The following is a 26365-nucleotide window of genomic DNA, read 5'->3' on the forward strand; positions in this document are numbered from 1 at the left end:
TATTGTCCTTTCGGTTTGCTTCTTGCCTAGAGGAAAGCGGCTCACGCAAGCAGCCCGCGTTTCTCGCAAACCTAGGTCCTGCGAGTGGTTCGTGCTACCGGCAGCGAACGTAGCCAGGTGCCTGCTAGCCCAAAATAATCAAGTCGGCTTGCCAAACGGTCAACCATTTTCCGTATAGCAGCTGTTCATACTTTGACTATGGCTAGGACAAGTGAGTCGCACCAATGGTCTAATGGGCGCCACCCGGCTGCCAACTGCTCCGATGAATTCGCAAACTCGTAACATCCAGTATTTTCTTTTCAGCCAAGACTTCTCCGATGGCGTGCGCATTACGCTGGCTGCGTTGCTGCCGGCTCTGCTGTTTGGGCAACTAGGCGAGCTTACCACTGGGATTACACTTTCCACCGGGGCCGTCTGCATTAGTATGATCGATACGCCGGGCCCGGTAGTGCACAAGCGCAACGGAATGCTCTACGGCAACCTCGTCATTTTTCTGGTGGCGTTGCTTACAGGGTTTGCGCGCTTTAGCGACTGGACCCTAGGTCTGGAAGTGCTGGCGCTCAGCTTCCTCATGACCATGCTCAGCGTGTACGGCAACCGGGCTGCTTCGCTCGGGTCGGCGGCGCTCCTCGTCATGATTTTGAACATGGAACAGCCCCTGACGCCCGGCGAAGTTCTCCTGCACAGTGGGCTCATCTTGGCGGGGGGCGTGTGGTACATGGCGCTGGGATTGGTACTGTTTCGGGTGCTGCCGTACCGGCCGGCCCAGCAAGCTCTTGGGGAGTGCATCCATGCTATTGCCAATTACCTCAAGCTCAAAGCAGCTTTTTACCGCATCCGCACCGACCTCGACGACGACTACCGTAAGCTCGTAGCACAGCAAGTAGTTGTTAGTGAGAAGCAAGATGCTGTGCGGGAGCTCCTGTTTAAAACGCGCCAAATTGTAAAAGAATCGAATGCCACGAGCCGCCGCCTGCTGCTCACGTTCGTCGACGTGATGGACTTGTATGAGCATATCACGGCCACCTATTACGACTACGAAGCCATCCGGACGCAATTTGGCCACACCGGCATCTTGGAGGAAATAGCTAGCCTCATCGACCTAATTGCCGCCGAGTTGGACAACATTGGTTTCGCCATTCAGGCCAATCACTCGTTTCGTAGCCGCAGCAATTTTCCTCAGCGCCTCGAGCACCTGAAGAGCCGCATCGATGCAGTAGGGGAGCAGGAGCAAGGAACCAGCAACCTGGTCCTGAAAAAGCTACTGGTGAACCTGCGCAACCTCACCCAGCGCCTCACCGATGTGTTGAACTACTTCAACGCCCAGTCAGACACGATACCCACCCGCCACACGGAGGTAGAGTACATGCGCTTCGTGTCGCACCAAGATTACGACCTGAAAGTGCTGCGCGACAACCTGACGTTCAACTCGTCGGTTTTTCGGCACTCCGTGCGCCTGATGCTGGCCAGCGGTATTGCTTTTCTAACGGCCAAGCTGCTGTTTTCCGGCGACCACAGCTACTGGATTGTGATGACCACGGTGTACATGCTCAAGCCTGCCTTCAGCTTCACCAAAGAACGTAATTATCAGCGCATTGTGGGTACGCTCAGTGGCGGTGCCATCGCCGGTGTATTCTTGTTGCTCACCGACGATAAAGACCTCCACTTTGTGGTCATGCTGATCTTTATGGTGCTGTCGTACAGCTTCCAACGGCGCAGCTATGTGGTGTACGTCACCCTTATGACGCCTTTCATCCTGATTATGCTCAGCTTCCTAGGTATGAACTACCTAGATATTGCCGAGGAGCGTATCAAGGATACGGTCATCGGCTGTATTATCGCTTTCTCGGCTGGCTACCTGCTGTTTCCCAACTGGGAGTTTGAGCAGCTTAATGATTACATGCGCGACGTGCTGAAGGCCAACGTTAGCTACTTGCACAAGCTAGCGGAGAGCCTAGCCGGCAAGCCCGTGGCCTTGACGGAGTACAAGCTCGTGCGCAAAGACGTGTTTGTGAGTTCGGCTAACCTCGCTGCAGCGTTCCAGCGGATGCTTTCGGAGCCCAAAAGTAAGCAGCGCAGCAGCGAGGATGTACATCAGTTTGTGGTACTTAACCACATCCTGACGTCCAACATTGCGACGCTCACCTCGAGCCTGATGGCCAAGGAACCGAGCGAGCAGCCCGTAGACGGGGTGCGAGCGGTAAGACGGGCCTTATCCTTTCTGAACGCAAGCTTGAAAAAGCTAGATCCCACTAGCGTGCCAGCTGAGCCGAACATGGGCGAAATCACTCCCTACTCCGAAGCGACCGGACGGCGCAAAGCTGCCCTCACCTCCGATGAACGGCAGTTGCTTGAGCAGCTAGACTTCATCCAGAAAGTAAGCAGCGATATCGGACGAGTGACGGACGCTATGCTGGAAGTGCCCACCAAACCGAAGCGGCTACAAGCCGTGGTCGATAGCGAACTGCACTAAGGCCGCTACGTTGTTGAGCTCTAGCTTGTGCATGATGTTGCGCCGATGCGTACTGACTGTAAGCTCCGCCAAAAAGAGGCGCTCCGCTATTTCACGCGTGGTTAGGCCTTCGCAAACCAGCTTCACTATCTCCCGCTCCCGGTTCGATAACCGCTGTAGCTTCAGCAACGGGTCGGCACCGTTCACGGGCAGCTGAGCCGACGTAGCACGCGTTTGCTTCGGAAACACGGTATGTCCCTCGCGCACCCGGCGGATGGCGGCCACTAGTTCGGCCATATCCGCCGACTTGGGCACGAAGCCCACCGCCCCCGCCACGATCAACTGCTCAATAAGCTTGGGGGTAGTAGCCATGCTAAAGACCAGAATGCGCAGCTCCGGATGCTGTTGGCGCAACCTAGGTAGCAAGGATAAACCATCAATGCCGGGCAAGTGCAGGTCGAGCAGCAGGATGTCGGCCGGAGAACTGCCGGCAGTCGTCAGCCACGACAGCAGGGCTTGGCTATCCGAAAATTGCTCCGTTACCACTAAGTCAGGCTCCTCGTCTAGCGAAGTGGCAAGGCTCTGCGTGAGCATCCGGTGGTCATCCAAGATGAGCAAGCGCGCGGGCATCAGGGGAAAAATTAGTCAAAAAAGGGAATCGACCGGTAAGATGCGGATTCTAACCGAGTATTCAGCTTTCGAGGCTCTTTGCTAGGCTTGCGAAGACTTGTACGGTAACCGCACAAACACACTGGTACCGTGTTCAGAACTGTCGATGTGTAAGCTGCCTTGCAGATAGTCGGTGCGGGCCCGCACCCCGCGTAGTCCGATGCCCCGGCCCGGCGGCGTGGCCGGCATCCCACGGCCGTTGTCTTCTACTAAGATCTCCAACGAATCGGCGTGGCGGAGCAGCTGCACGAGTACTTCCGACGCCCGGGCGTGGCGCAGGGCATTATTAAGTAGCTCAGCCGTGATCCGATAAGCGGCTTGTTGGACCCGGGGCGGCAACTGCTCTAGGCCTTCGTCGCAGTAAGTGCGGATGGTAGGGTTGCCGTACAGGTTGAATAAGTCCCGCAGCGTTTCTATCGACTCAGTTAAGGTGCCTTGCCCCGGCTCCGTCGGAATCAGTGAGTGGCTAAAGGTACGTACCTCGTCGCGCAAGTGCCGCAGCAACAGTTCGGTGTGGTGTCCTGCGGCCGCTGCCTCTGGCGAACTAGCAAAGGCTGCTCGCATAGCCGGACCTTGGCAAGCCATATGCAAAGCAGCTAGGTTGGGCCCCAAGGCATCGTGTAGCTCACGCGCAAGCTGTTCACGTTCTACTTCTTGCGCCGCAATCAGTTTCGCACTCAAAGCATTACGTTGGCGCAGCTGCCGAATGCGTAAGCGAGCATTCTGGCGTAGGGTATGGCGGAAGCGGCCCATTAGCAGCACGCTGAGCATCAATAACTCAAAGAACAACCCCCAAGCGAGCATATTAGGCTGCAGCAGGTGCAGGTTCGTAATACCTAGGTGGTTGAGCCAGAACAGCGAAAAGCCGATGAAAAAGAAAAAATACGTGAGGCCAAAATAGGCAGCCAATCGCCGACGAGGCGTACCCGAAACGGCAACGAGTGCCACCCAGCCGTAAAGAAAAGTGGCGAGCAGCAACACCTCTCGGCCGGCATTCAGCACCAATAACCCCGCCCCGCTTGTGCGCATGGCCAAGGGGTACAGCAATGTATAAAGACCTACAAAAACGGCTACTAGCGAGGCAAGCCACGTCCCCCCACGGTAAAGACGAGGCCAATCTTTGCGCAGGCGCAGAAACAGCTGCATGATGTGCATGCCGCAAGCAGAAGCGAGCAGCATGAAGTTAAACTGCCCGACGTGCCACAAGGAACGATAAAGCCAACTTGGCAGCAGTAAGGCGTCCAGCCCATCTTCCATCAGCAAAAAAAACGTTGTGCAGACCACGTACAGCACATACCAGACGTAGATTCGGTCGCGCAGAAAGGCATACAGCATCAGGTTGAATAAGGCGCTACTTAAATAAAACCCAACCAGCCAAATCCAGTGATGATCAAATGGGTAGTTGACTTCCCAGGCCAGAAAGTCCTCCGTGGTCGTTACGTCGGTGGGCAAGTACAACGCCCCCGCGTGATGATCAATGCGCAGGTAAAGCACGCCTCGTGCGTGGGCCGCTAGCGTAAAGGGCAAGCACAGCGCCCGGGCCGGAAACGCCCGTTGGGCCGCCGGTAGCTGCGAGCTAGCACTCACCACCTGCGTGAACGTTTGGTCGCCCTCGCGACGCCAGTAAAGCGTCGCGCTGTCCGTGTACGTGTACAGACTCCAGAGAAACCGGGTTTGATGCGGGAGTGTATTGGCCACCGCTAGCCGCAGCCACACCCGACGATGCGCAAAACCAAGATTGAGGGTCTGGTGCCAGGGGCCTGGCTGAAACTGCCCGGCACGCCACACAGAGTCGGCGTGCTCTGCGGTGGCGGGAGCCTCAAAGGGCTCAGCATAATATAGATACGTTTCGGAAAGGTGGTCGTTATTCGACTGCTTTAGGTATAAGGTATCTACCAGATTTCGCTGAACAGGATGAGCCGTAGCGCACAGGCAACTTAGTAGCCCGCCAAGCAGGAGCCACAACACGTAGAGGCGAGCAGGCACAGGTAACAAATAGGCTAGGTAAGATACGTTCGAGTAAGCAGCGCAATATTATTGTATAGTATTCATTTCCAGTACTAACACAGATAAGAATTTAAACCTTGCTTCCCAAACTAGCTTGTTGCCCTTGCTGCCTTCGGCTTTGGTAGCGAACCTAGCTACGCTATAGGATACGTAATTCCGCAAAATCAAATTTTAGATGCGCAGTATGTTTTTGTGGAGGCTACAAAAGCAACAGGGCTACCCTATAGGCAGCCCTGTTGCTTCTGAAAGAAGGCGAGGCATAGTCTATTTCGTAGTTTTCTTACGGCCCGACCCGCTTTTCTTGCCTCCGCCGTCTTGCTTGTTTACCGTGGCCCACGCGATGCGCTCAGCTTCCTCGGGTGATTTGCCTTGCTTTTCATACCCTTCTTCAATGTGCTGAGCCTCCCGCTTTTGCTTATCGGTGTAGGCTGATTTATCTCCCTGTGGCATGATCAAAAGATAAAAGGTGAAATAGTTTGTATACGTCGGAAGTCGCCTACTGTTTGCCCGCTGCGTATGTGGTTAGCCTAGGCTGCCTATCTTCGCCTTTTTATTCGCTTAACCTCCTGCTGCCATGCGCCAGCTAGCCGATATTCCGCATCCGGAAGCCAAAATCACCCTTTTCTCCTGGAATGGAAAATACCTGATTAAGCTCGAAAGAGGGCCATTTGAACAAACCTACAAGGTGAGCGAGATGGACGTTACTAGTGAGGATGATGTACGGGCACTGCTTGACGACGAGTTCGTGGAAGCCGCAGTTCAACGGTTTACTCAAATGCGGCAAGATCTGCAAGCTGCTTTTTCCCGCCACGATTTGTAGCCCCAAGCTGGCCTTAAAATCGTTCTTGTATTTTGACTTTAGCTCATGCGGTTTTTCTGTTTTTTTCTTTTTCTACTTGTCACCGCTATGCCGGGCGCCAATGCGCAGCTCTACGATGTACGTGGTGGTACGGTCAACTTCGAGCGTAAGGAGCGCGATGCCCTGAAAGTGCAGGTAGACGGTACCGCCGCCTGGACGCGCGACTACTGGCAAAGTTGGTTGAAGGACAACTACAACATTCGGCTGAAGGGCGATGGTGTGTTCGGGGTCGGTAAGAAGGACGTGTTGGTTGCCAAGCAAACACCGGCTTCCAGTGTTTCTGGGAAGCTAATTGATTTGTATTCCACCATCACCTCGCCGGCTGATACCGTGTCAGAACTTGCTGTCTTTGCCGACCTAGGTTCCAGTTCCTGGATCAATCCTGACCGGACACCTTCCGAGTATGCTGCGCTCCGTACCATTGTGCAAAGCTTCGCAGCGGCCGCCCGGCGAAAAGCGTATCAGGAACAAGTAGTTGAAATGGAAAAGCAAGTGCGTGAGTCTGAGAAAGAGAAAGATAAGCTTCAGAAGGAAATCACAACCTTGCAAGCCAACACCACAAGCAACCTAGCTAAAATTGAGTCGTTGAAGCAGCAAAACGTTGCCAATACCCTCAAAGCGCGCGAAGATTCCGCCAAGGTTATTACAGCCAGTCAGCAGCTAGACTTGCGTACCAAACAGTTGCAGCGGCGTCGTGACCGGCTGGAAGCCTTAAACCGTAAATAATTTGTGCCCAATGCCTGCCGCTCTCGGCAGTGCTTTTTCGCACCAGTACCTATATGGAAAAAGATCCTTCCCCGCTTGACACCCTGCGCCAACTCAAGGAATGGCTCGATGCAGGTACTATCACGCCCGCTGAGTTCGAGACGCTAAAACAGAAGTTGGTGTTCAGTCAAAAAGAAACGCCTGCCGCTCCGCCGTCTCCTTCTACCACTGCCGGCCCAGTGGAAGATCCGTTGATGCCGCCCGTGCTAACAGAGCCAAGTACAGCACCTAGCCCAGCTGCTTCGCCCTATTTTACTGCTACCCCGTCAGCCAATCCTACTTTGGGGGCTTCTGTGGGTGCTAGCTCGTATGCCTCCGATGTGGCTGCACCACCTACGGAGTCTAGCGAAGAGGAAAAAGATGAACTAGTAGCACCCGCACCTGCCCGCAACCCGTTGGCGCTTGCGCTAACTATTGGTGGCGTGTTGGCCCTCCTCGCTTTAGTGTTATATCTAACGCTTGGCAACCAAGAATCAGAACGACTCACGAGCACTTCTCAAACCGAAGCCGACAGCATAAAGGTCCAGCCCGAAGTAGGCCCGCAAGCTCAGCAAATTGATTTACCCCCAGCCGCGGCTCCCGAAACGGTGCGGGTAGCGCCCGCTATACCGCCGGTTGCTGCCCCTGCCGTCGATTCGGCGACTACCACCACAACCGCTGCTGCGATTACGCCTGCTACGACCACCCCTGAAGCCTCTGCCAATGACGAAGCTGCTGTGCGCAACCAAGTCCTGAGCGCGCTAACCTCTTACTACAACGATTTAAAAGAGGCACCCTTCGACGCAAGCCAGCATTTTGCCTCCACCGTAGAGCGCTTCTATACCATGCAAAACACCACTCCAGCGGCCATCAACGATGACCTAACCAAAACTCACTTTCCAGAATTTTTGGAGGCTGATACGCAGATAGACCCAGCTAGCGTACAAGTGGGCCCTATCGCGGATGATGGAACGCGGGTAGTAACGTTCCTGGAGAAGGGCAAGGCCTTTCGGCAGTCACGCCAGCAGCATCAGCAAACGACTGCGCAAGTTCGTGTCCGCTTCGATAAGAACTACAAGATTGTGTATTTGCGGCAGGAGCGCTTACTAGAAAACACCTTTACTGACTAGTATTGCTGATCAGTAATTTCTGTATAAACTGCTGCCAATTGATAGCAAGCAGTTCTGCACCTTAATGCTTCCTTCTCATACATTCTACGCCAAGTTGAAGCTAGCTTTGCTGCTTTCGACGGGAGGTGTTGTCTCATGCATAACGGTTATCAAACCAAGCCGGGACTTTGCGCACTATACGCCAGCAACAAGTCCTGATTATGCGCAATCGGCTAACTGGGCTGCCTTACCCGACCAACTCGACTCGGCTGATGCTGTGCCGTACGGCACCACGTTGCGCGACCAGCAGAGTACTGCCACCGTCGATGTGTTCTTCGTGCATCCCACTACCTATTATAGCCGCGGCAGTTGGAATGCTAGCTTACAGGATAAGAAGGTAAATCTATTTACCGACCGGAATGTCATGCGCAAGCAAGCCAGTGTATTCAATGCGGCAGGACGCATCTATGCTCCGCGTTATCGACAGGCTACGCTGTTTTCTTTTTTTGACGAGCAAAACAGTAATGGTAAGCAGGCATTAAGTCTCGCCTATAGTGATGTAAAGGCTGCTTTTCAATACTACCTAGCTCATTATAACCACGGTCGCCCTATCATTATTGCTAGCCATAGTCAAGGCACGGTACATGCGACCCAGTTGCTCCACGATTTTTTTGATGACGATCCTGCGTTGCGTAAGCAGTTAATAGCAGCTTATTTAATTGGCTACCACGTAAAGACAGCCGAATACAAAACCATTCGGCCTTGCCAAGATTCCACCCAAACGGGATGTTACGTTAGTTGGAACGTAGTGGAGTGGGGCAAGGAATTCGCGCCCTTCGAAGGAGGTGTCGCAACTAATCCACTCACATGGCAGACGGATACTGCTACTGCGCCCACTATTTTAAACCTAGGTGGTGTACCACAAGCTTTCAATCGGGTTGATCGGCATGTAGTGGATGCTAAGGTGCATAATGGGCTCGTTTGGATTCATCCACCTACTGTAAGCGGTTATCCACGTTTCCTGCTTCCTGGACAGCCTCAGTTACGAGCCTCTTTTCACATCGCCGATTATGGCTTATTCTACCTGAACCTACGTCACAATGCGGTAACTCGTGCAAAGGCTTGGCGCAAGCAGCCTTAGTACAGCATATATGGCTTACTTAGCTAGCTACAACAGAGAAGCCCGCTCGTGTGCACGAGCGGGCTTCTCTGTTGATTAACGTAACTAGACTAGAGCAGTACGTCAGCGTGACCTTTCAGAATATTGCGAGCCATGGCAAGGTTGGTGTCCTTTGCGTTAACAGCTAGGTAGATGAACTTGCCACCGTCGGGAGACAGCTTCAGCAGGTGCAACTGGTCCGTAAGGGTCAGCAGAATGTCCTGAATCTTCTGGTTCAGTTTTAGAGCCGAAATAGCTTTCAACTTAGCTTTCACTACTTCTGTGTTGTAGGCAGCAGCAGTTTCAGCATCGAATTCAGCGATGTTAGAGTGGTAAGCCAGCGGCATGCCGGTTTCAGTTTCTACTACGGCTACAGAAACAAGCGTAGGAAGTTCTTTCAGAATGCTCTGAACAGTTGTATTTGGGTTGATACTCATTTTAATAGTTAAAGAAATAAGATGTGAAAAATGTAGAGAGGGAAATGTGAAGTGTTATCCAACAAGCGTGCGCATAATTTCGCGCGCTATTGCCATGTTTGTATCGCTGCTCTTGACTGCTAGGTAACAGTAGCGACGCTTATCAGCCATTAGGCGGATGATGTGAAATTGATCTTCTAATACAATGGCTAAGTCGTTCATCTGCTGATCGCTAAGCCAAGATGTATTTAAGGCCTTCTGGAGCTCTTTGATAGCTTTCGTATTGTAGGCTGTAAGCTTATAAGGATCAAAATTGGCCTGCGACGTATAGGAAACTAACATGCGCCCTGACTTAATATCTACTACAAAAAAAGCCAATAACTCAGGCAGCTCTTGTAGAAACTCATTTACAAGTGTAGTAAGCTGGGCACGTTCAGTTCCAAATGCCTCTCCAGTTACCTTCTTGATGCTAGGTTTGGTCAGGAAAGGAATTTTCATCTAATGGTATAGCTAGAAGGTAAGTTTGATAAATATGAACTATCTAAGTCTATGTTGGCTTTGAGCTTCAAAACCGCTTTGATAATTGGCTTATTCCAAAAACTAGACCAATGCTTGCCAAGAAGTGGTTTCAAGTAAAATTTTTTAAAAATTAGATAAGCCACTTATTTTATCCAGCACATACGAAGGAGGCTTCATGTATCATGAAGCCTCCTTCGTATGTGCTGGATAAAATAAGTGGCCAATAAAAAATGCAATTATTAGTTTGGTAACAAGCCACTTATGAACGTTGCATAAGATTAGCGCTCGTCAAACCAATACTTGCTGGCTAGAAGAATAGCCAATGACGTTTCTTGCTAGCTTTTTTCTCTTTTTCACGAGGCACTAGCGTCATGTTCTCAACCCGGCCACCTTTTACTTGTACTTCTTCGTCGCTATAACCACCGTACCCGTATTGTAGGGTGACAGGTTGGTTAGCGGGCACTCGCAGTAAATACTCTCCTTTAGCATCAGTGCTCACCCCGTAGAAGCTACCTTTCTGCATAATAGTAGCGCCAATCAAAGGCTTGCCTTCTTCATCAAGGATGCGGCCACGGACAGTAGCTACGCGTAACATACTATTAACTCCTTCTACTTCCGCTGTTGGAGCAATAGAAGCAGCTAGGTTAGCCGCTGGTAATGCTGATACTTCCGTTGTTGGTCGGCTAGAACCAGCGAATACGGCACCACCAATAAGGGCGCCACTTACTACCATAGCAGCAGCACGCTGGCGGAAGCGCTGGGGTTCGGTGCGAATAAGGTCGAACTGACGTTGTACCCAGCCGACAGCCTGCACATCGTGGCCTAGGTTCTTCATCTCATAGAAGCGACGTAAAGTCTCGTCAGCACGGCGACTGTTGGCTTTAATGTAAGCGTCTACTGCTTCTGTATTTTTGCTAGAAAGGTCCCCGCGCAGGTAGGCGTCGCGGTAAGCGGGAAGGAGTTCACCTGTTACGGCGTGAAATGGGCTGGCATTCAGTTTCATAAAACAGTTGCAAATAAGTAGTGGGAGTAGTGGAGGTGCTCTTGAAAACATAAGCAAGTTCTGTATTATAATCTAAAATATAAATATTCAAATTATTGATATTAGAAAAATCAAATGGCTAATTTTTCTCAAAACAACTACAATATGAGATTAAATAGAGTTTTTGCCATATTTAAGCATAAGCTGAGCCTATTTCGTTAGACAAGAAAAATTAATTTTCCTAAAAATGTACAAAATTCCCAAATATGGAAATTGCCCTTAAACTCCCTATTAACGTCTATTGTATAAGTATTTAAATAATAAATAGGATTAGCATACAGGCTCGTGTTATGCTGTAAAATACCAATGCTATGCTGTGAGGTTAGTTACGACAGATTAGAATAGAACGCTAGATATATTTTAACTGTACCTAAGTATGGTTTCTCAATTTGAGACTTACTTGATAGAGGAGTACGCATTACCACAGCTAGCCTAGCTAAGGAGCTTGTGAGTTGTTTAATTGAGCTGACTGAGGTTCTAAAACAAAAAAGCCTACCGGTATTCCGGTAGGCTTTTTTAACAAGTTCATGGAAACCTAAAATAGCATTTAGGCGCCAATAGCAACACGCTTAAAATCCGTGACGGTTAAGCCTTTTTGCTTGTTATCAAGCAGCTTAGCGATAGTAACGGAGTTATCCTTTACAAACTCTTGGTTCAGGAGAGTATTGTCCTTGTAAAACTTATTCAATTTACCTTGAGCAATTTTCTCCAGCATAGCTTCGGGTTTTCCCTCTGCACGAGCTTGCTCTTTACCGATCTCGATTTCGCGCTCAACCGTAGCAGAATCAACGCCTTCTTTGTCAACTGCTACTGGCTTCATTGCTACAATTTGCATAGCCACATCACGACCAACTTCTGTAATGTCAGCGCCGCCTACATTTTTCAGACCTACCAACACACCCTTCTTATTGTCGGAGTGGATATAAGAAGCAACTTTCTCGGCTGTTAGGGTAGCGTAAGTTACATCGATCTTCTCACCGATTTTACCCATTAGGTCAGTGATGTGCTCTTGTACAGTTAGGCCGTCAGCTTCTTTCGCTGCCAACAGATCCTCTTTCGTACCAGCATTGGTGCGCACAGCTGCGTCCAGAACCTGTTGAGCTAGCTCACGGAAGTTAGCAACTTTAGCCACTGATTCGGTTTCGCAAGCTAGTGCTACCAGCTTACCTGTAGTGCCATCTTCGCTCACGCTTACTAGTACGAGACCTTCAGAAGTCTCGTTTTCAGCACGCTTGTCAGCAATCTTCTGACCTTGCTTGCGCAGAATGTCTCGAGCAGCCTCGAAGTCGCCATTAGCTTCAGTTAAAGCTTTTTTGCAATCCATCATACCGGCGCCAGTCATAGCGCGCAGCTTGTTCACGTCTTGGGCGGTAATAGCCATTCCTGTGATTTTATGGGTGTAGGGTGATGATTATATCGTTGGTAAGAGGGTAAATGCCTCTATTACTTTCTCTTCACGGATTGTACCAGAGCAGAAGCGCCGGCCAATTTGGCAGAGCAACAGGATAAAGAAAAAGGGAACACCGGAGCCGAGTGCTTCGCATGTTCCCCTCTTCTCAAATTGTATGAAGACTATTCGTCGGCGTTTTGCTTTTCCTGAATTCCTTCATCTTCCGACTGCTTGCGGTCAGCTTCTTCCTTGTCAACTTTGCGCTCCGACAATCCTTCTTCGATAGCCTTACTGATTGCGCTAACAATCAAAGAAATAGACTTGGAAGCGTCGTCGTTAGCAGGAATTGGGAAGTCTACTAGCTCAGGGTTCGAGTTCGTATCGCAGATAGCAAACACCGGAATGTTTAGCTTTTGAGCTTCTTTTACAGCAATGTGCTCACGCTTCACGTCTACCACGAATAGAGCAGCGGGCAGACGGCTTAGATCAGCGATACCACCTAGTACACGCTCCAGCTTTTCACGCTCACGCGACATCATCAGACGCTCACGCTTAGCTAGGGCAGCATAGGCCGTGTTTTCTTTCACCATCTTGTCGATGGTGCTCATTTTCTTTAGCGACTTGCGCACGGTAGCGAAGTTCGTCAGCATACCACCTAACCAACGGTCGGTCACGAATGGCATTTTAAGACGCTTAGCTTCGTCCGTTACAATTTCTTGTGCTTGTTTCTTGGTAGCTACGAACATGATCTTACGACCGCTCTTCGCAATGTTGCGGATAGCGTTAGTAGCCTGGTCCAGCGAAACAAGGGTTTTATTTAAGTCAATGATATGGATACCGTTCTTCTCCATGAAGATATACGGCGCCATTTTGGGGTCCCACTTGCGCGTAAGGTGACCAAAGTGGGCACCAGCTTCAAGCAGGTCTTTATATGTGGTGGACTGAGCCATGATGTAGTTTCCTCTGGAAGATTAGCGTTTCGAGAACTGGAACGAGCGGCGAGCTTTGCGACGGCCGAACTTCTTACGTTCAACCATGCGGGGGTCGCGGGTCAAGAAGCCTTCTTTTTTCAGCGCCGGACGCGTTTCGGCATCTTCGCTTGTGAGGGCTTTAGAAATAGCGAGGCGAATAGCCTCAGCTTGAGCAGCAATACCACCGCCGCGTACGTTCACTTTCACATCATACTGCCCGAGTTTCTCAAGCGTTGCGAAAGGTTGGTTCACGATGTTTTCCAGGAGTTCGTTGCCAAAGTAGGCCTTCATTTCCCGGTTGTTGATAGTGATATTCCCTTGCCCGGCCTGCATGTAAATACGGGCCACCGAGGTTTTTCTTCTACCAGAGGTGTTGGAGATTTCCATTAGAGTTAGTTAGAGAAAAAGCGTAAGTCAGTTCGACTTACAGGTTCTTTAAATCAACAGCTTTAGGCTGTTGGGCTTCGTGGGGATGCTCAGCACCGGCGTACACGAACAAGTTACGGAACTGCTCGCGGCCAAGACGGTTGCCTTGTAGCATACCTTTTACAGCGTGCTCAATTACGCTAGCCGAATTCTTAGCTTTCTTGTCGCGCAGGTTTACACGCTTTTGGCCACCTGGGTAACCTGAGTGCGTTATGTAAATCTTGTCAGTCATCTTTTTGCCAGTCACGCGCAATTTGTCGGCGTTTACTACGATAACCGAGTCGCCGCAATCAGAGTTGGGCGTAAATGAGGGCTTGTGCTTGCCGCGCAGAATGTTGGCGACCTGGCTGGCCAAACGGCCTAGCGGTGCATCGCCAGCATCAATCACGACCCAGCCCTTATTGGCGTTGGCTTTGTTGACGGATTGCGTCTTGAAGCTCAGATGATCCATTGGGGAGTTGAGTAAGCGTTTGAAAATGAGGAAGGAACCGAATATGGTTCGGGAAAAACGGACACAAAATTACTGACTTTTGATGGAAAAGCAATAGATGGTCAATAATTGTATCTAAAACAGAGCATTAGCGAAGATATATGCGAAGGGGTAATAGCCGGTTAAATTGTAAAGCCCCATTTCAGTACGAGTATCTTGCCACTTACTTTCTGTCGCCGCTATTTATGCTTTTGCCCATTACTCAACGCTTCTTCACGCCCTCTGATCCTCGTTGGAGATGGCTTGCACGTATCATCTTAGTTATGGGCTTGTTTGTCCGGATCGTGGTATGGTGGCAACAACGGTCCATCAATTTAGACGAGGCCAATTTGATTCGAAATTTTATTGAGCGTAGCTATAGTGGATTGTTCCATAACTTAAGCTACGAGCAATATGCCCCCCCCTTGTTTTCCGTTTTGGTGAAAGCTAGCATTGATACGTTGGGCAATGAGGAACGCACAGTAAGGCTAGTACCACTCCTAAGTGGTATGCTTATGCTCGTTCTATTTTATCGGCTCGCTTATCGATGGTTGACGCCTATGGCTGTAGTGCTAGCGTTAGCTTTTGTTGCATTCGATAAAATCTTCTTGGATTATGCTACTGAATGCAAGCAATACGCGACGGACGGAGCTGCGGCGTTATTATTAATCGAGCTGACGTATGCAACAGGTAGACAGTCCAGTAAATGGAGCGCTTTATTATGGGTAGTTCTAGGGGTGGTTGCTATATGGTTATCCATGCCTGCCGTGTTCGTGCTAGCAGGGATAGGTTTAGTTCTGCTCAACTATGCCATACAGCATAGGGATACTTCTGCAATTGGTGGAGTAATAACTATGGGGGGCTTATGGAGCTTAAGTTTTCTACTGTATTTTATCCTATTGCTCCAGCAGAACGCGCAATCAGATTATCTGCAAAATTTTCATCGAGAGTATTTCTTAGCCTTCCCACCGCTGAGTATAGAAGAGTTCAAGCTACTTCTAAAACAATTAGGTGAATTAGTTGATAAGTCTGTTGGCAAAACGGCGGTTGCGAGTGTGCTAGCAATGATTGGGTTTGCGATGGGTGTCAGAGAATTAATTCGCCGACGGCAAGCAGAGGGATGGCTGTTGCTAACTCCAATTATTTTTTGCCTCATAGCTTCTGCTCTGCATTACTACTCCTTAATTCCGCGGCTTACTTTATTCTTTCTGCCTCTGTTGATTATCATCATCTTTATTGGGCTAGATAGACTCTTAAGTAATCGATGGACTAGTTACCTCTTTTTGGTTGGCATTATCATTACATTCATTAACCAGCAGCACTTGTACAATTTATGGCAACCGTTTGAAGGAGATTATGCTGAAGTCAGTCAAGGGCTAGCTTTCATCGCGCAGGAGCAACAGCCTAACGAAACAGTATTTGTGTACCACAACAGCGTTCCCGTTGTGCGTTATTATACCCAACATCGTAAGCATCCTTTTGCGTTACGAAACTTGGTATTGCAGCACTATCGAAACAGCCAGACAAATATTGTGACGGACGATGTACAAAACTTACTTCAGCATGGAATACGCCGAGTGTGGCTGATCTATGATCGACCCGACAGCACAATGGTCAACTTAGCTAGGACAATAGGTGTCATACGCAAGCGTAAAAAATACTATCGCGGCTACGCCCTATTATGTGAAACTAACTAACATTTATCGGTTCTGTTGGAGAACATCTACTAGTACCCGAAAGTCCTTTGGGTATGGAGCCTCAACTGTAATTTCCTCGTCATTTAGCCGCGTAAAAATCAACCTAGCTGCATGTAGCGCAAATCGTTTTATGAACGGCTGCTCCACGTCACCCTCTTTCACGTTGAAACGCTTTTTCAACGATGATAAATAGAACTCCTCTCCTCCGTACAACGTGTCGTTGACGATAGGAGCTTGCAGGTACATTAAATGCAAACGAATTTGGTGCATACGACCTGTGATAGGTACACATTGCACTAAAGTATGACGAGCAAAAGTTTCGAGCGTAGTAAAATACGTTTCGGCGGGCTTGCCTTTATAGGCTAAGCGAGCTTTGCCTTTCGTCGTTGTTTCGATGCTACGGTCAACTAGCTTATTATCGAATTGATGTACGCCCCAAGCTACAGCATGATAAAGCTTCTGCACTTGCCGATTCTCAAACTGCATCGAAAGATGCCGGTAAGCCTCCGGGTTTTTAGCTAATGCTAATGCTCCAGAAGTTTCCTTATCAAGACGGTGGCAGGCTTGCATGTCAGGATGGTACTGACGAGCTAACCTAAGGATGTTAGGCGCATTGCCAACGCGCTCATCAAGCGTCGCTAAGAAAGGTGGCTTATTGATGACAACAAAGTCGTCATCTTCAAACAGAATTAGGTCTTTAAAATCAGGCTGCTTCATAGTAGGCTACAAAGGTACGCCAGAGAAGCTTAGCCTAAACTAACTAGATTGGTGTTGGTCTGACTCTACGTTGATGGTTGAACTTCTGAGCTTAGTGAGCTTAAATTCCAATGTGGTACCCTGGCCGACTTCGCTACGAACCCGAATGGTAGACTTATGCGCTTCCACAATATGCTTGCTGATAGCCAAACCTAGGCCCGAGCCACCCGAATCGCGCGAACGGCTCTTATCGATGCGGTAAAATCGTTCGAAAATGCGGCTCTGGTGCTGCTTGGCAATACCTTCTCCATCATCATGGACACGGATATTAACTGCCTTATTGCCTGCTATGAGCGAAACTACCACGTGTCCTGCCTCGCGACCATACTTAATAGCATTATCGATCAGGTTGACAAGCACTTGACGAATGCGGTTGCGGTCGGCTAGTACGTACACGCTGGTAGAGGCTGGGTTCGGCAGCGATAGTTCAAGGGTTACCTGTCGCTGTGCTGCTTTAAACTCAAGCTGTTCAAATATTTCCTGCACGAGGATAGTTAGGTCAAACGGTTGTTTGCGCAAGCGTACTACACCCTTTTCTAGTTGGGCTATTGTGACTAAATCTTGTACCAGCGCATCAAGCGTATCGAGGCTAGTGGCTGCTTTTTTTAAAAACTTTTGGCGCAAAAACTCGTCGTCGACATCGCCATCCAGCACCGTGTGTAGGAAACCTTGGGCGGCGAAGATGGGCGTTTTAAGCTCGTGCGAGACGTCCGCCAAAAATTCGCGGCGCAACACCTGTAATCGCTTAAGTTCATCAATTTCGCGTTGCCGCCGCTCGGCCATCTGCAGAATCTCGTCGCGTATACGCTTCAGCGGCTCTGGGCGGAACAAGAACCGATTGGAAAGCTTGCGGAACTCTTTGCGTTTGATGTTCTCCAACCCTGCGTAGATGTTGTTGATTTCTCGAAAAATCAGCGCTTCAAAAGAGAGGTAAACCAGCAAGAAACACGCAGCAATGGTGACGCCACCCGTCAAAAAAGCTTGCCGGAATGGCAATGTCGGACCTACCCAGGCAAAAGTAGTAAGCACGCCGGCCACGAGCAGAGAAAGAAGGATTGCAATGGCACGGGATGAAAGATTCACAGAGCGGGGTGATGAATTAGTTGATGTGTTGGTAGAATGACTGGTGGCGTAGTTGAGAGTTGCTAGCGTCAGAACGCAAAGCTAGCATGCTGCTGCCTCCGACGATAACACCGAGCAACTACCACAAGTAGCCTAACAGCACATCAACTAATCAGCACTTACCCTAGTCGGTGTTGAATTTATAACCGACGCCTTTTATCGTCTGGATATGGTGGTCGCCGACTTTCTCCCGCACCTTGCGCACGTGCACGTCCACGGTGCGTGCTAGCACAAATACGTCGTTGCCCCAGATGTTTTGTAACAATTCTTCGCGGCCAAACACTTTGTGCGGTGACGTAGCGAGAAAGGCGAGCAGTTCAAACTCCTTTTTAGGTAGAGTGATTTTGCGTCCGTTCTGAAACACTGCAAAGCCAGTTCGGTCAATCTTGAGGCCGTTAATTTCAATAGTGTCAGAAATAAACTGCGGGTCTTTATCGCGGCGTACGTGGGCCGCAAGACGGCTAAGCAAGGCCCGTGGCTTGATGGGCTTGGCAATGAAGTCATCTGCGCCGGCTTCGAAAGCGGCTACTTCCGAAAACTCTTCTGCACGCGCCGTTAAGAAAATGATGTACGTCTCCTTGAACCTAGGTTGCTCCCGCAGTTGCTGACAAGTAGCAATGCCGTCTAGGTGAGGCATCATTACATCGAGCAGAATGATATCGGGGCTAAACTGCGGAGCTACTTCTAGCGCTTTACGCCCATCGGGGGCACTAGCTACCTCGTAGCCTTCTTTGCGCAGGTTGTATTCCAAGAGCTCTACAATATCTGGATCGTCATCTACTACCAGGATTTTGTAGGTGTTAGCGTTGGCGGCTGGTTGCACGGTACGGGGTTTTTGGTTGTAAAAGAAAATGCACGAGGACAAAACTACCGCTTGCCAAGCGGCGGGGCATGTTACCATATTGTGAAGCCTCTGCAAGGCGGATACAAAAAAAGCGACTCGTTAGAGTCGCTTTCACAAAAAGGTTAGTTCTGAGCTACCAAATTCAATCGGTTTTTCAAGCCTTGATATTTGTACATATCAATCTTGATTGATCCTACAAACATCTCAGCTTGAATGAGTACCGGAATCTTATTGCGGTCATCGGACAAGTAAACGGAAATAGCGTTTTCGCCGCGGAAGAGCTTATTGGCAGGCATCTTAGGTACCAAGCGAATGGTGCGGATGACGCCAGCTTTTGTTTCTACTGTTTCCCTGCCTTTGTAGATCACATCCATGGCAAAAACATCTTTGTCGAAGAAGCCCTGTATCCGAATGACCTCACCTACTCGTCGCTGATCGTAATTGAGTGTGCGTAAGTAATATACACCGCTCACAATATCGTGCACATTGTTTGGCACTTTGAAGGTCTCGTGCTTGGTAGGATCTTGCTCCTTCTTCTTCGTTTCCACTGCCACCATGTCGCGGGTGTGGTCAAAGTCTACTGTTTCCTTTTTCCGGTAATGATTTTCCTCAATGTTGCGAAAGAACTTCTGCGGTAAGATGCTCGCCGTGTCGATGTAAGATCGCCATGTGTCCCGAACTCGCATAAATAAGTCAAAAGAGCCGTTGGTGCGGCCCGTGACCGTAGCCCGATAGCAAGGGCGTTCATTCACCCGATGCAGCTCGTTCGATACCTCAATGGTAGCCTCCGCTGCGTTGATGAGGCCATAGTGCACCTTATAGCTGAGCACTTCACCCCGCGTAAAGCTCGTGTTTGATAAAGTGCGGTTGCTTTCCGAAGGCTGAAAAGCCGTCAGAGTTGCGCAAAATAGGATGAGGGCAGGGGAGATGAATAGCCAGCGACGCTTCATGAGGAGGCTAAGATACAATGTAGCCGGACTAGCTCAAAAGCGGTGCCAGCAAAGATGGTTAAGATCGTGATAAGTAATTAAGTGCCACCGGAGTAGCAGTAACCTAGGTATACAGGAGAGCCAAACATACGTAAAAGTTACATTCGAGGCTTTTGTAACTATCTAAGAATAAAATAAAAAGCCTTCCCATTTCTGAGAAGGCTTTTATTAGTAAGTAAACAACGAATATTATTCGTCGTCTTCGTCGATTGACTCATCAGTTGGGATGGCAGCTAAAGCAGCAGCAGGCTCGCCTTTCACCATGGCCCGAATCTTAGCTTCGATTTCGTCAGCTAGCTCGTGGTTGTCCAATAAAATCTGCTTCACACCCTCCCGACCTTGACCGAGACGGTCGCCGTTGTAGCTAAACCACGAGCCCGACTTGGCAATAATGCCCATGTCGACACCTAGGTCCAGGATCTCGCCGACTTTGGAAATGCCTTCGCCGTAAAGAATGTCGAATTCGATAACCTTGAAGGGCGGTGCAACTTTGTTTTTCACCACCTTCACCTTAGTCCGGTTACCGGTTACGTTGTCTTTATCTTCTTTGATCTGGCCAATCCGACGAATGTCGAGGCGAACAGAAGCATAGAATTTCAGGGCGTTACCACCCGTAGTCGTTTCCGGCGAACCAAACATCACCCCGATCTTCTCGCGAAGCTGGTTGATGAAAATGCACAAGCAGTTGGTCTTGTTGATGGTACCCGTCAGCTTACGCAGGGCCTGGCTCATCAGACGAGCGTGCAGACCCACTTTCGAGTCGCCCATGTCGCCTTCCAACTCACCTTTGGGCACCAGCGCTGCTACCGAGTCAATAACAATGATGTCGATAGCGCCAGAAGAAATCAACTGGTCAGCGATTTCAAGGGCTTGTTCACCGTTGTCGGGTTGGGCAATCAGCAGGTTCTCGGTATCAATACCTAGCTTTTCCGCGTAGCTCTTGTCGAAGGCGTGCTCGGCGTCGATGAAAGCCGCCATACCACCTTTCTTCTGTGCTTCCGCGATGCAATGCATGGTCAGCGTGGTTTTACCCGACGATTCTGGTCCGTATATTTCAACGACACGACCGCGCGGCAAACCGCCAATACCGAGAGCGATATCGAGGCCAAGCGAACCAGTGCTGATAGATGGGATATCAGACACCTTGTTGTCGCTCAGTTTCATGACCGTGCCTTTGCCGTAGCTCTTGTCTAGCTTATCCAAGGTAAGCTGGAGCGCCTTTAACTTCTCGGCGTTAGGATTGACGGCTTTGTCAGTGGTTGCAGCCATTAGAATGGAATTGAATATAAACTTAGAGTTTGTGAAGGTAAGCTTTTGAAGCCGGTTTTACAACCGTTTTGTGGTCCGTTTGACCACTAGCGAATGCCCTCTTGGGGTCGGCTATTGGTAACATGCCTGACCTATATTTTGTCCCCGCAATGCTAAAAATATTTGCTGAATTTTCCTGCTGAAAACGTGCAATAAAGGCATTAAAACCGGGTGTGCTAGGTAACGGCTGTTGCTCAGATTATTAGCTTTTTTAAAGCAAGCTAGGCCGAAAGAGAGTACGCATCTAGGGCTGAGTCTTGCGCGCTGCTACGAGCAAACGTAAAGTGTCGGATTTCTGGTTCCGTTTGACGCAAAGGCCACAGTCGCGGACGTGTAGGCAGAGGACGAAAACCGACATAATTGGCTACGGCATGGCTACGGTAATTGTTGGCGTGGCAGCGAATATCGAGGCGACCTGCATTAATGGCTGCACCAAAACCGAATTGTACAGCGGCCGATAGCGCTTCGCGGGCATAGCCATGGCCCTGAGCTGCTGCTGATAGGTAATACCCTAGCTCAGCAGTAGGCGGCTGGCTCCAAGTTGGCTTCAAGCTGATATCACCTAGGTATTCGCCGGTGCTAGTGTGCCAAATGCCAAACACGAATAAGCGCCGCGCCTGCCAATCTTGCCGGAAAAGCTTGATAACCCGAACTCCATCTTCGAGGGTGCGTACGGCCGCTACCCGCGCCGGGAAGGCATGCTCAAGTCGTGCCCGGTTTTCTTGGATAAGATTGAAGAATACTGCCGCGTCAGTTGGCTCGTAGGGCCGAAGCGTTAGTCTATTGGTTGGGATGGAAACCCACGCGGGTGGCTCAACACAGAGTGAATCAGCAACGTGCATAAATGGAAGAGGTAGGATGCGAATTACACGTACGCACAAACAAGACCAAATGGTTGAGAGCTTCGCAACTGCCATATTCTACACTAACCCATCTAGTTGGATATCGTTAAGCGCTGTATAGTGCTAGGCTGCGCGATCTAAACTCCCGCTAGGTACATAGCTTTTCATCAAGAAATCAACGCTTTCAAGGAGATGACACCCATATCAGGACGACTCACGGGCAAAGTTGCCATCGTGACAGGCGGCGGAGCCGGCATAGGCGAAGCTATTAGTAAAAAATTCGCCAAAGAAGGCGCCTTTGTGGTAGTAGCAGGCTTTGCCGAAGATCCGGTAGGGCAGGTAGTTGAAGAAATAGTAGCAGCTGGCGGACGAGCAGTAGCCTTCACGGGTGATATCTCCCATGAACAAACAGCCCAAGCCTGCGTGCAGGCCGCTGTCGATCAGTTTGGTAAGCTTGATGTGTTAGTCAATAATGCTGGGGTTTTTCCAGCTACTTCCACGTTGGACAAGTATCCGACGGAAGCCTTTGAGTACATGATCAAGAACAACATCTACTCGAATTTCATGATGACCCGGGCTGCGTTGCCATATCTGCAAAAAACGAGAGGTAACATCGTGTCAGCAGGCTCGGAAGCAGGGCACATGGGTGAGCCGCAGAATACCCCTTACGGAGGCACCAAGGGCTTCGTACACGCTTTTCAGCGCGGCGTAGCTGTTGAGCAGGCAAAGTTCGGCGTGCGGTCTAATATTGTAGGTCCTGGGCCAATCGACACGGCCTGGACCCACAAAGAAACAGGCCCGATGGACTCGAAAATGGAGAAGCTCACGGTGCAAGGTGTTCCCCTAGGTCGGCGGGGTACGGCTGAGGAGGTGGCCAACGTATATGCCTTTCTAGCCTCTGATGAAGCTAGCTACGTAACGGGTGCTACTTACTTTGTCGACGGAGGCGTGACCATCTCGAAAGGCCCGCACGGCGACGAGGTTCCAAGCGACCTAGCCAAAGAGCCAGAAGGTGTGCTGGCCCTAGAACACGAGAAAGACGGACATACTGAGATTCGCCAGCAGGATGCCGGGCACATGGCCTAGACCACGGATTCGACGAATTTTTCGGATTCCGCGGATTTTGAGTCGATTTTCTTCAACTTTAGAAACAACAACGCCTCCCTAGCATTAAGGAGGCGTTGTTGTTTTCTTGCAATGCTGCAGATCGTACGCAAACGAAGCTACAAAATCTGCGGAATCCGAAAAATCCGTCGAATCCGTGGTCTAGGTTACTTTTTGACCGCTAGGCTCCTGGCATCCGGATATTGATGTTGGGCGGGACTGCCGAGTGCTTGCTGCGTGCGCATAACGTTGACCTGCCGAGCCGCTTCATTGAAAAACTCTAGGCGGCGAATGAGCATCTCTTTCGTTAGTACACGACCTTCGGGGGTACGCATAAAGGCTTTCTTGTCTTCCAAGATGCGGCGCATAATGGCTTCCGTCTCCGATTCGTGCTGCATATACTGCTGATGAAACTCAGCTAGCCGATCAAGGCCTTGGGTAGCTAGGCGGAAATGGTCGCCGCCTTGGTTGAGCACTTCGCAAAGTACATACACCTCTAGCGGGAGCGAGGTTTGCAATGCAGTTGTTCGCAAATCTAGTCCTACTTGCAACGCCTCTAGCAGGATTTCCACGTTGCGCTCAAACTGCTGATAGTAACCCGGAGCTTCCATCTTTTCAGGTAATAATTACCAGTTATCGTTTATGAATTGTTTAGCAAGCTATCATTTAATATCCAACTAGGAAGCATCAGCACAACCATGAACCTAGCCTTGAATACACCTGATAACTGCTAATTGAAGCTTAGCAACCTAGAGCAGCTCCTTGATAATCTGCTCGACACTGATGCCTTCCGCTTCGGCTTTGAAGTTGCGGACGATGCGGTGACGCAAGATGGGCAGTGCAATGGCACGCACATCTTCAATGTCGGGTGAATACTTACCGTTGAGCAACGCGTTGCATTTTGCACCTACGATAAGATGCTGCGAGGCTCGCGGCCCAGCCCCCCACTCTAGCAGTTGACTGACCCGAGCGGGAGCACGCTCCGTATTGGGGCGCGTTTTGTGTACAAGGTTTACGGCGTACTCTATGACGTTGTCAGCTACAGGCACGCGACGAACTAAGTGCTGATAAGCCTGAATATCAGGCGCGTGCAGCACCTTGCTTACGCTTGGTTTTTTATCAGTGGTAGTATTCTTCACAATCTGCAACTCCGCTTCGTAGCTCGGGTAACCTAGCTCAATGTTGAACATGAAACGGTCGAGTTGCGCCTCGGGCAGGGGGTAAGTGCCTTCTTGCTCAATAGGGTTCTGGGTTGCTAGCACGAAGAACGGCCGATCGAGGGCGTAGCGCTTGCCAGCCACCGTCACCGAGTATTCTTGCATGCTTTCAAGCAGAGCAGCCTGCGTTTTAGGCGGGGTGCGGTTGATTTCGTCGGCTAGTACAATATTGGCGAACACCGGACCGTGCACAAACTGAAAGTTGCGGTCTTGCGTCAGCGTTTCCGAACCGACAATATCCGAAGGCATTAGGTCAGGCGTAAACTGAATACGGTTGAACGACAAATCCAGTGAATCGGCAATCGTCTGAATTAAGAGCGTCTTGGCTAGGCCAGGTACTCCTACGAGTAAGCAATGGCCCTGAGAGAAAACGGCCGTCAGCACTAGCCGCACCACTTCATCTTGTCCGATGATTACCTTACCAATTTCCTGACGCAGCGTTTGATAGGACGCAGCTAGCGCGTCGGCGGCTTCTTTGTCGGAAGAGAATGTACGCATGTAGGAGGGCTAAAAGCAAAAAGCTAAGAGGTAGAAGTGAGCAGCAGCACAATACTACTAATGCTCGACTTCTACCTCCTAGCTTCTTACCTGATTTTTAAAGAGTGGTTGGTGCAAGTACTTTGCAGTCGGTGTACTGAGGATCTACCTCAATAAACACGCTACCCCGGTTTTGTTTAAACCATTCGTCCAGGGCCTTATTTTTCTTTTCGTTCAAGGCGGCTTGCGAAATCTTCTGGTAGTCGTCCTTCAGGTTGGCCTGGTGGGGAGGCGTATTCGACTTCAGCCAAATGATACGCATCGCATCCTTTCCGTCATCAGTACGGTAGGGGAGAGGCGGCGTAATATGGCCCACCTTCATGGTGTCAATCGTGAAGAAGATAGCGGGGTCTAGCTTGTCAAGTGGCAAGTAAGTGCTACCATCCTGGCGATTGGTGAGCAGACCGCCACTGGCGCCCGAGGGTTTATCGTCTGAGATGTCCTTAGCCGCTTTCGCAAAGGTAATGCTGTCGGCTAGGATGCGGCTGCGAAGTTTGGTAAGCTGTGTCGCCGATTCGTTCACATCTTTACTTCCTGTTTCGGGCTTGATCAGGATGTGACGGGTGCTGAAAGACTCACCTTTCCGCTCAATCAGCTGAATCAGGTGAAAGCCAAACTGCGATTCAACAATCGGCGACATTTGACCAGGCTCTAAGCGCAAGGCTGCCGCCGAATACTCGGGTGCTAGGTCTTTACGCGTGAAGAAGCCTATGTAGCCGCCTTCAGCAGCCGAGCCGGGGTCTTGGGAGAATTGCTTGGCCAGTGTCTCGAAACTCTCACCAGCCTGGATGCGGGCACGTAAGTCGTTGAGCTTCGCAATGGTAGCTTGCTTAGCTGACTGATTTACCTGAGCTAGCTTTACAATCTGGCCTACTTCTACTTCAGTGGAAAAGTACGGTAGGCTGTCTTTCGGAATACGGCTAAAGTACTGGCGTACTTCGCGCGGCGTCACGGTTACTTTGCCGGCAATCGTCTCCTGCATTTTCTGCTGCACAAGCTGATCTTTTACTTGGCTGCGCAGATCTTCTTTGAGCTGCTTAAGTGGCTTGTTATAAAATTCTTCCAGCTTTTTCTCCGAGCCAATCTGCTGCACGAAGTAAGCCATGCGCCGATTTAACTCGCCGTTTACTTGGTCGTCTGTTACCGTAACGGAGTCCGTTTCGGCTTTGGCTAGCATAAGCTTGCCCATAACAATGCCTTGTAGAAGACGGCAACGCAAATCAAGGGGCAGCGGTTTGCCTTCGGCACGAGCTTCCTCTTGAGCGTAACTAGCGTCCAGGTCCGACTTAAGCACGATTTGGTTGTCGAGCTTTACGATGATGGCATCAACCATCTTATTGCCTACGGGTCGGCCTATTCCCAACTGCGCGAAACTAGCAACCGTTGTGCTAACCAGTAAGAAAACGCTCAGCAGCGCCCCACGAACCGGCGTACGAGAAAAATGAGTCATGGAATCAAGTAATAACGTTCACCAAGAGCTAGCTCGCTCTGTAAACCTAGGTTGCTTTGCAAACGCACAAAGCAGCCGGTAAATTTCAACATAAATCCTTTCTCTGACAAAAAGCCGCTCCGATAGTGGCATTTTGAACAAGAGCCGCTAAAACAGGCCCACGTTGCATGCGTCGCTAAAATAATGTTGCACGCTGCGTATAGAGCACCTAGCAGCGGCGAAGCATCGGAAAAATAAAACGCCCTGGTTGGTTTGCCAGGGCGTTTG

General features: G+C 50.0%; 26 protein-coding genes. 7 read left to right on the plus strand and 19 right to left on the minus strand.

Annotation, left to right across the window (positions count from 1 at the left end):
- Window positions 1-262 precede the first annotated feature (262 nt).
- Window positions 263-2473, plus strand: coding sequence for an FUSC family membrane protein (locus BXP70_RS04325; RefSeq protein WP_086593181.1), 2211 nt, complete (start codon window positions 263-265; stop codon window positions 2471-2473).
- On the opposite strand, the gene BXP70_RS04330 is transcribed toward BXP70_RS04325, so the two are convergent.
- The 3 genes from BXP70_RS04330 to BXP70_RS04340 form a co-directional block, all read right to left on the minus strand.
- On the minus strand, window positions 2441-3082 hold the full coding sequence (locus BXP70_RS04330; RefSeq protein WP_086592798.1) for a response regulator: 642 nt from the start codon (window positions 3080-3082) through the stop codon (window positions 2441-2443). The genes BXP70_RS04325 and BXP70_RS04330 overlap by 33 nt on opposite strands.
- An 81-nt stretch (window positions 3083-3163) precedes the next feature.
- Window positions 3164-5107, minus strand: a complete 1944-nt coding sequence (locus tag BXP70_RS04335; RefSeq protein ID WP_179197582.1) for a sensor histidine kinase — start codon at window positions 5105-5107, stop codon at window positions 3164-3166.
- Window positions 5108-5392: 285 nt separating this feature from the next.
- The gene (locus tag BXP70_RS04340; RefSeq protein ID WP_086592800.1) at window positions 5393-5578 is read right to left on the minus strand and encodes a hypothetical protein; all 186 of its coding nucleotides are present in this window, start codon (window positions 5576-5578) and stop codon (window positions 5393-5395) included.
- Between the two features lie 124 nt (window positions 5579-5702).
- Here BXP70_RS04340 and BXP70_RS04345 point away from each other — a divergent pair, with 124 nt between their 5' ends.
- From BXP70_RS04345 to BXP70_RS04360, 4 genes are all read left to right on the plus strand, one after another.
- The gene (locus BXP70_RS04345) at window positions 5703-5948 is read left to right on the plus strand and encodes a hypothetical protein (RefSeq protein WP_086592801.1); all 246 of its coding nucleotides are present in this window, start codon (window positions 5703-5705) and stop codon (window positions 5946-5948) included.
- Between the two features lie 87 nt (window positions 5949-6035).
- Window positions 6036-6713, plus strand: a complete 678-nt coding sequence (locus tag BXP70_RS04350; RefSeq protein ID WP_086592802.1) for a PspA/IM30 family protein — start codon at window positions 6036-6038, stop codon at window positions 6711-6713.
- 53 nt (window positions 6714-6766) lie between these two features.
- On the plus strand, window positions 6767-7861 hold the full coding sequence (locus BXP70_RS04355; RefSeq protein ID WP_086592803.1) for an SHOCT domain-containing protein: 1095 nt from the start codon (window positions 6767-6769) through the stop codon (window positions 7859-7861).
- A 64-nt stretch (window positions 7862-7925) separates the two neighbouring features.
- Window positions 7926-8981: a DUF3089 domain-containing protein gene (locus tag BXP70_RS04360; RefSeq protein WP_086592804.1), complete on the plus strand. Its 1056-nt coding sequence runs from the start codon at window positions 7926-7928 to the stop codon at window positions 8979-8981.
- A gap of 89 nt (window positions 8982-9070) precedes the next feature.
- Here the strand turns inward: BXP70_RS04360 and BXP70_RS04365 are convergent, their stop codons facing one another.
- From BXP70_RS04365 to rplM, 7 genes are all read right to left on the minus strand, one after another.
- On the minus strand, window positions 9071-9436 hold the full coding sequence (locus BXP70_RS04365; protein ID WP_086592805.1) for a hypothetical protein: 366 nt from the start codon (window positions 9434-9436) through the stop codon (window positions 9071-9073).
- Window positions 9437-9490: 54 nt separating this feature from the next.
- On the minus strand, window positions 9491-9913 hold the full coding sequence (locus BXP70_RS04370) for a hypothetical protein (protein WP_086592806.1): 423 nt from the start codon (window positions 9911-9913) through the stop codon (window positions 9491-9493).
- A gap of 328 nt (window positions 9914-10241) precedes the next feature.
- Entirely contained in the window at window positions 10242-10937 is a 696-nt protein-coding gene (locus tag BXP70_RS04375) for a carboxypeptidase-like regulatory domain-containing protein (protein ID WP_179197583.1), read from the minus strand.
- 586 nt (window positions 10938-11523) lie between these two features.
- Entirely contained in the window at window positions 11524-12357 is an 834-nt protein-coding gene (tsf, locus tag BXP70_RS04380) for a translation elongation factor Ts (RefSeq protein ID WP_086592808.1), read from the minus strand.
- 191 nt (window positions 12358-12548) lie between these two features.
- Window positions 12549-13316 carry a 30S ribosomal protein S2 gene (gene rpsB, locus BXP70_RS04385; RefSeq protein WP_086592809.1) on the minus strand — a complete coding sequence of 256 codons (768 nt, stop codon included), beginning with the start codon at window positions 13314-13316 and terminating at the stop codon, window positions 12549-12551.
- Window positions 13317-13337: 21 nt separating this feature from the next.
- Complete coding sequence (rpsI, locus tag BXP70_RS04390) at window positions 13338-13724, minus strand: 30S ribosomal protein S9 (RefSeq protein ID WP_086592810.1); 387 nt, start codon at window positions 13722-13724, stop codon at window positions 13338-13340.
- Window positions 13725-13761: 37 nt separating this feature from the next.
- A complete protein-coding gene (gene rplM, locus BXP70_RS04395; protein ID WP_086592811.1) occupies window positions 13762-14214 on the minus strand; it encodes a 50S ribosomal protein L13 in 453 nt (150 codons plus the stop codon).
- Window positions 14215-14438: 224 nt separating this feature from the next.
- On the opposite strand from rplM, the gene BXP70_RS04400 reads away from it, so the two are divergent.
- Window positions 14439-15929: an ArnT family glycosyltransferase gene (locus tag BXP70_RS04400; RefSeq protein WP_179197584.1), complete on the plus strand. Its 1491-nt coding sequence runs from the start codon at window positions 14439-14441 to the stop codon at window positions 15927-15929.
- A gap of 3 nt (window positions 15930-15932) precedes the next feature.
- Here BXP70_RS04400 and BXP70_RS04405 read toward each other — a convergent pair whose 3' ends face one another.
- The 6 genes from BXP70_RS04405 to BXP70_RS04430 form a co-directional block, all read right to left on the minus strand.
- Window positions 15933-16646 (minus strand): RluA family pseudouridine synthase, encoded by a 714-nt coding sequence (locus tag BXP70_RS04405; RefSeq protein ID WP_086592813.1) that lies wholly within the window; start codon window positions 16644-16646, stop codon window positions 15933-15935.
- 39 nt (window positions 16647-16685) lie between these two features.
- Window positions 16686-17768: a sensor histidine kinase gene (locus BXP70_RS04410; RefSeq protein ID WP_086592814.1), complete on the minus strand. Its 1083-nt coding sequence runs from the start codon at window positions 17766-17768 to the stop codon at window positions 16686-16688.
- A gap of 163 nt (window positions 17769-17931) precedes the next feature.
- Window positions 17932-18630: a response regulator transcription factor gene (locus BXP70_RS04415; protein WP_245849499.1), complete on the minus strand. Its 699-nt coding sequence runs from the start codon at window positions 18628-18630 to the stop codon at window positions 17932-17934.
- A gap of 143 nt (window positions 18631-18773) precedes the next feature.
- On the minus strand, window positions 18774-19601 hold the full coding sequence (locus BXP70_RS04420) for a DUF3108 domain-containing protein (RefSeq protein WP_086592816.1): 828 nt from the start codon (window positions 19599-19601) through the stop codon (window positions 18774-18776).
- Window positions 19602-19829: 228 nt separating this feature from the next.
- A complete protein-coding gene (recA, locus tag BXP70_RS04425; protein ID WP_086592817.1) occupies window positions 19830-20909 on the minus strand; it encodes a recombinase RecA in 1080 nt (359 codons plus the stop codon).
- 260 nt (window positions 20910-21169) lie between these two features.
- The gene (locus BXP70_RS04430; RefSeq protein ID WP_179197585.1) at window positions 21170-21790 is read right to left on the minus strand and encodes a GNAT family N-acetyltransferase; all 621 of its coding nucleotides are present in this window, start codon (window positions 21788-21790) and stop codon (window positions 21170-21172) included.
- A gap of 192 nt (window positions 21791-21982) precedes the next feature.
- Between BXP70_RS04430 and BXP70_RS04435 the strand changes: the two genes are divergently transcribed.
- Window positions 21983-22876, plus strand: a complete 894-nt coding sequence (locus BXP70_RS04435; protein ID WP_317044452.1) for an SDR family NAD(P)-dependent oxidoreductase — start codon at window positions 21983-21985, stop codon at window positions 22874-22876.
- 185 nt (window positions 22877-23061) lie between these two features.
- Here BXP70_RS04435 and BXP70_RS04440 read toward each other — a convergent pair whose 3' ends face one another.
- From BXP70_RS04440 to BXP70_RS04450, 3 genes are all read right to left on the minus strand, one after another.
- Window positions 23062-23505, minus strand: a complete 444-nt coding sequence (locus BXP70_RS04440; RefSeq protein ID WP_086592819.1) for a hypothetical protein — start codon at window positions 23503-23505, stop codon at window positions 23062-23064.
- A 138-nt stretch (window positions 23506-23643) separates the two neighbouring features.
- Window positions 23644-24609 (minus strand): AAA family ATPase, encoded by a 966-nt coding sequence (locus BXP70_RS04445; RefSeq protein WP_086592820.1) that lies wholly within the window; start codon window positions 24607-24609, stop codon window positions 23644-23646.
- Window positions 24610-24706: 97 nt separating this feature from the next.
- Window positions 24707-26098, minus strand: coding sequence for a peptidylprolyl isomerase (locus BXP70_RS04450; protein ID WP_086592821.1), 1392 nt, complete (start codon window positions 26096-26098; stop codon window positions 24707-24709).
- Window positions 26099-26365 lie beyond the last annotated feature (267 nt).

It is taken from the genome of Hymenobacter crusticola, from assembly GCF_002154225.1.
GTDB lineage: Bacteria > Bacteroidota > Bacteroidia > Cytophagales > Hymenobacteraceae > Hymenobacter > Hymenobacter crusticola.

Excerpts from the sequence above, each read along its gene's own strand:
- BXP70_RS04405 (WP_086592813.1), bottom strand. The coding sequence starts at position 16,646 with ATGAAGCAGCCTGATTTTAAAGACCTAATTCTGTTTGAAGATGACGAC.
- recA (WP_086592817.1), bottom strand. The coding sequence starts at position 20,909 with ATGGCTGCAACCACTGACAAAGCCGTCAATCCTAACGCCGAGAAGTTA.
- BXP70_RS04365 (WP_086592805.1), bottom strand. The coding sequence starts at position 9,436 with ATGAGTATCAACCCAAATACAACTGTTCAGAGCATTCTGAAAGAACTT.
- BXP70_RS04340 (WP_086592800.1), bottom strand. The coding sequence starts at position 5,578 with ATGCCACAGGGAGATAAATCAGCCTACACCGATAAGCAAAAGCGGGAG.
- BXP70_RS04440 (WP_086592819.1), bottom strand. The coding sequence starts at position 23,505 with ATGGAAGCTCCGGGTTACTATCAGCAGTTTGAGCGCAACGTGGAAATC.
- BXP70_RS04375 (WP_179197583.1), bottom strand. The coding sequence starts at position 10,937 with ATGAAACTGAATGCCAGCCCATTTCACGCCGTAACAGGTGAACTCCTT.
- rpsB (WP_086592809.1), bottom strand. The coding sequence starts at position 13,316 with ATGGCTCAGTCCACCACATATAAAGACCTGCTTGAAGCTGGTGCCCAC.
- BXP70_RS04350 (WP_086592802.1), top strand. The coding sequence starts at position 6,036 with ATGCCGGGCGCCAATGCGCAGCTCTACGATGTACGTGGTGGTACGGTC.
- BXP70_RS04355 (WP_086592803.1), top strand. The coding sequence starts at position 6,767 with ATGGAAAAAGATCCTTCCCCGCTTGACACCCTGCGCCAACTCAAGGAA.
- rpsI (WP_086592810.1), bottom strand. The coding sequence starts at position 13,724 with ATGGAAATCTCCAACACCTCTGGTAGAAGAAAAACCTCGGTGGCCCGT.
- BXP70_RS04325 (WP_086593181.1), top strand. The coding sequence starts at position 263 with ATGAATTCGCAAACTCGTAACATCCAGTATTTTCTTTTCAGCCAAGAC.
- BXP70_RS04435 (WP_317044452.1), top strand. The coding sequence starts at position 21,983 with ATGACACCCATATCAGGACGACTCACGGGCAAAGTTGCCATCGTGACA.
- BXP70_RS04420 (WP_086592816.1), bottom strand. The coding sequence starts at position 19,601 with ATGAAGCGTCGCTGGCTATTCATCTCCCCTGCCCTCATCCTATTTTGC.
- BXP70_RS04450 (WP_086592821.1), bottom strand. The coding sequence starts at position 26,098 with ATGACTCATTTTTCTCGTACGCCGGTTCGTGGGGCGCTGCTGAGCGTT.
- BXP70_RS04360 (WP_086592804.1), top strand. The coding sequence starts at position 7,926 with ATGCTTCCTTCTCATACATTCTACGCCAAGTTGAAGCTAGCTTTGCTG.
- BXP70_RS04330 (WP_086592798.1), bottom strand. The coding sequence starts at position 3,082 with ATGCCCGCGCGCTTGCTCATCTTGGATGACCACCGGATGCTCACGCAG.
- BXP70_RS04400 (WP_179197584.1), top strand. The coding sequence starts at position 14,439 with ATGCTTTTGCCCATTACTCAACGCTTCTTCACGCCCTCTGATCCTCGT.
- rplM (WP_086592811.1), bottom strand. The coding sequence starts at position 14,214 with ATGGATCATCTGAGCTTCAAGACGCAATCCGTCAACAAAGCCAACGCC.
- BXP70_RS04430 (WP_179197585.1), bottom strand. The coding sequence starts at position 21,790 with ATGCACGTTGCTGATTCACTCTGTGTTGAGCCACCCGCGTGGGTTTCC.
- tsf (WP_086592808.1), bottom strand. The coding sequence starts at position 12,357 with ATGGCTATTACCGCCCAAGACGTGAACAAGCTGCGCGCTATGACTGGC.
- BXP70_RS04370 (WP_086592806.1), bottom strand. The coding sequence starts at position 9,913 with ATGAAAATTCCTTTCCTGACCAAACCTAGCATCAAGAAGGTAACTGGA.
- BXP70_RS04345 (WP_086592801.1), top strand. The coding sequence starts at position 5,703 with ATGCGCCAGCTAGCCGATATTCCGCATCCGGAAGCCAAAATCACCCTT.
- BXP70_RS04445 (WP_086592820.1), bottom strand. The coding sequence starts at position 24,609 with ATGCGTACATTCTCTTCCGACAAAGAAGCCGCCGACGCGCTAGCTGCG.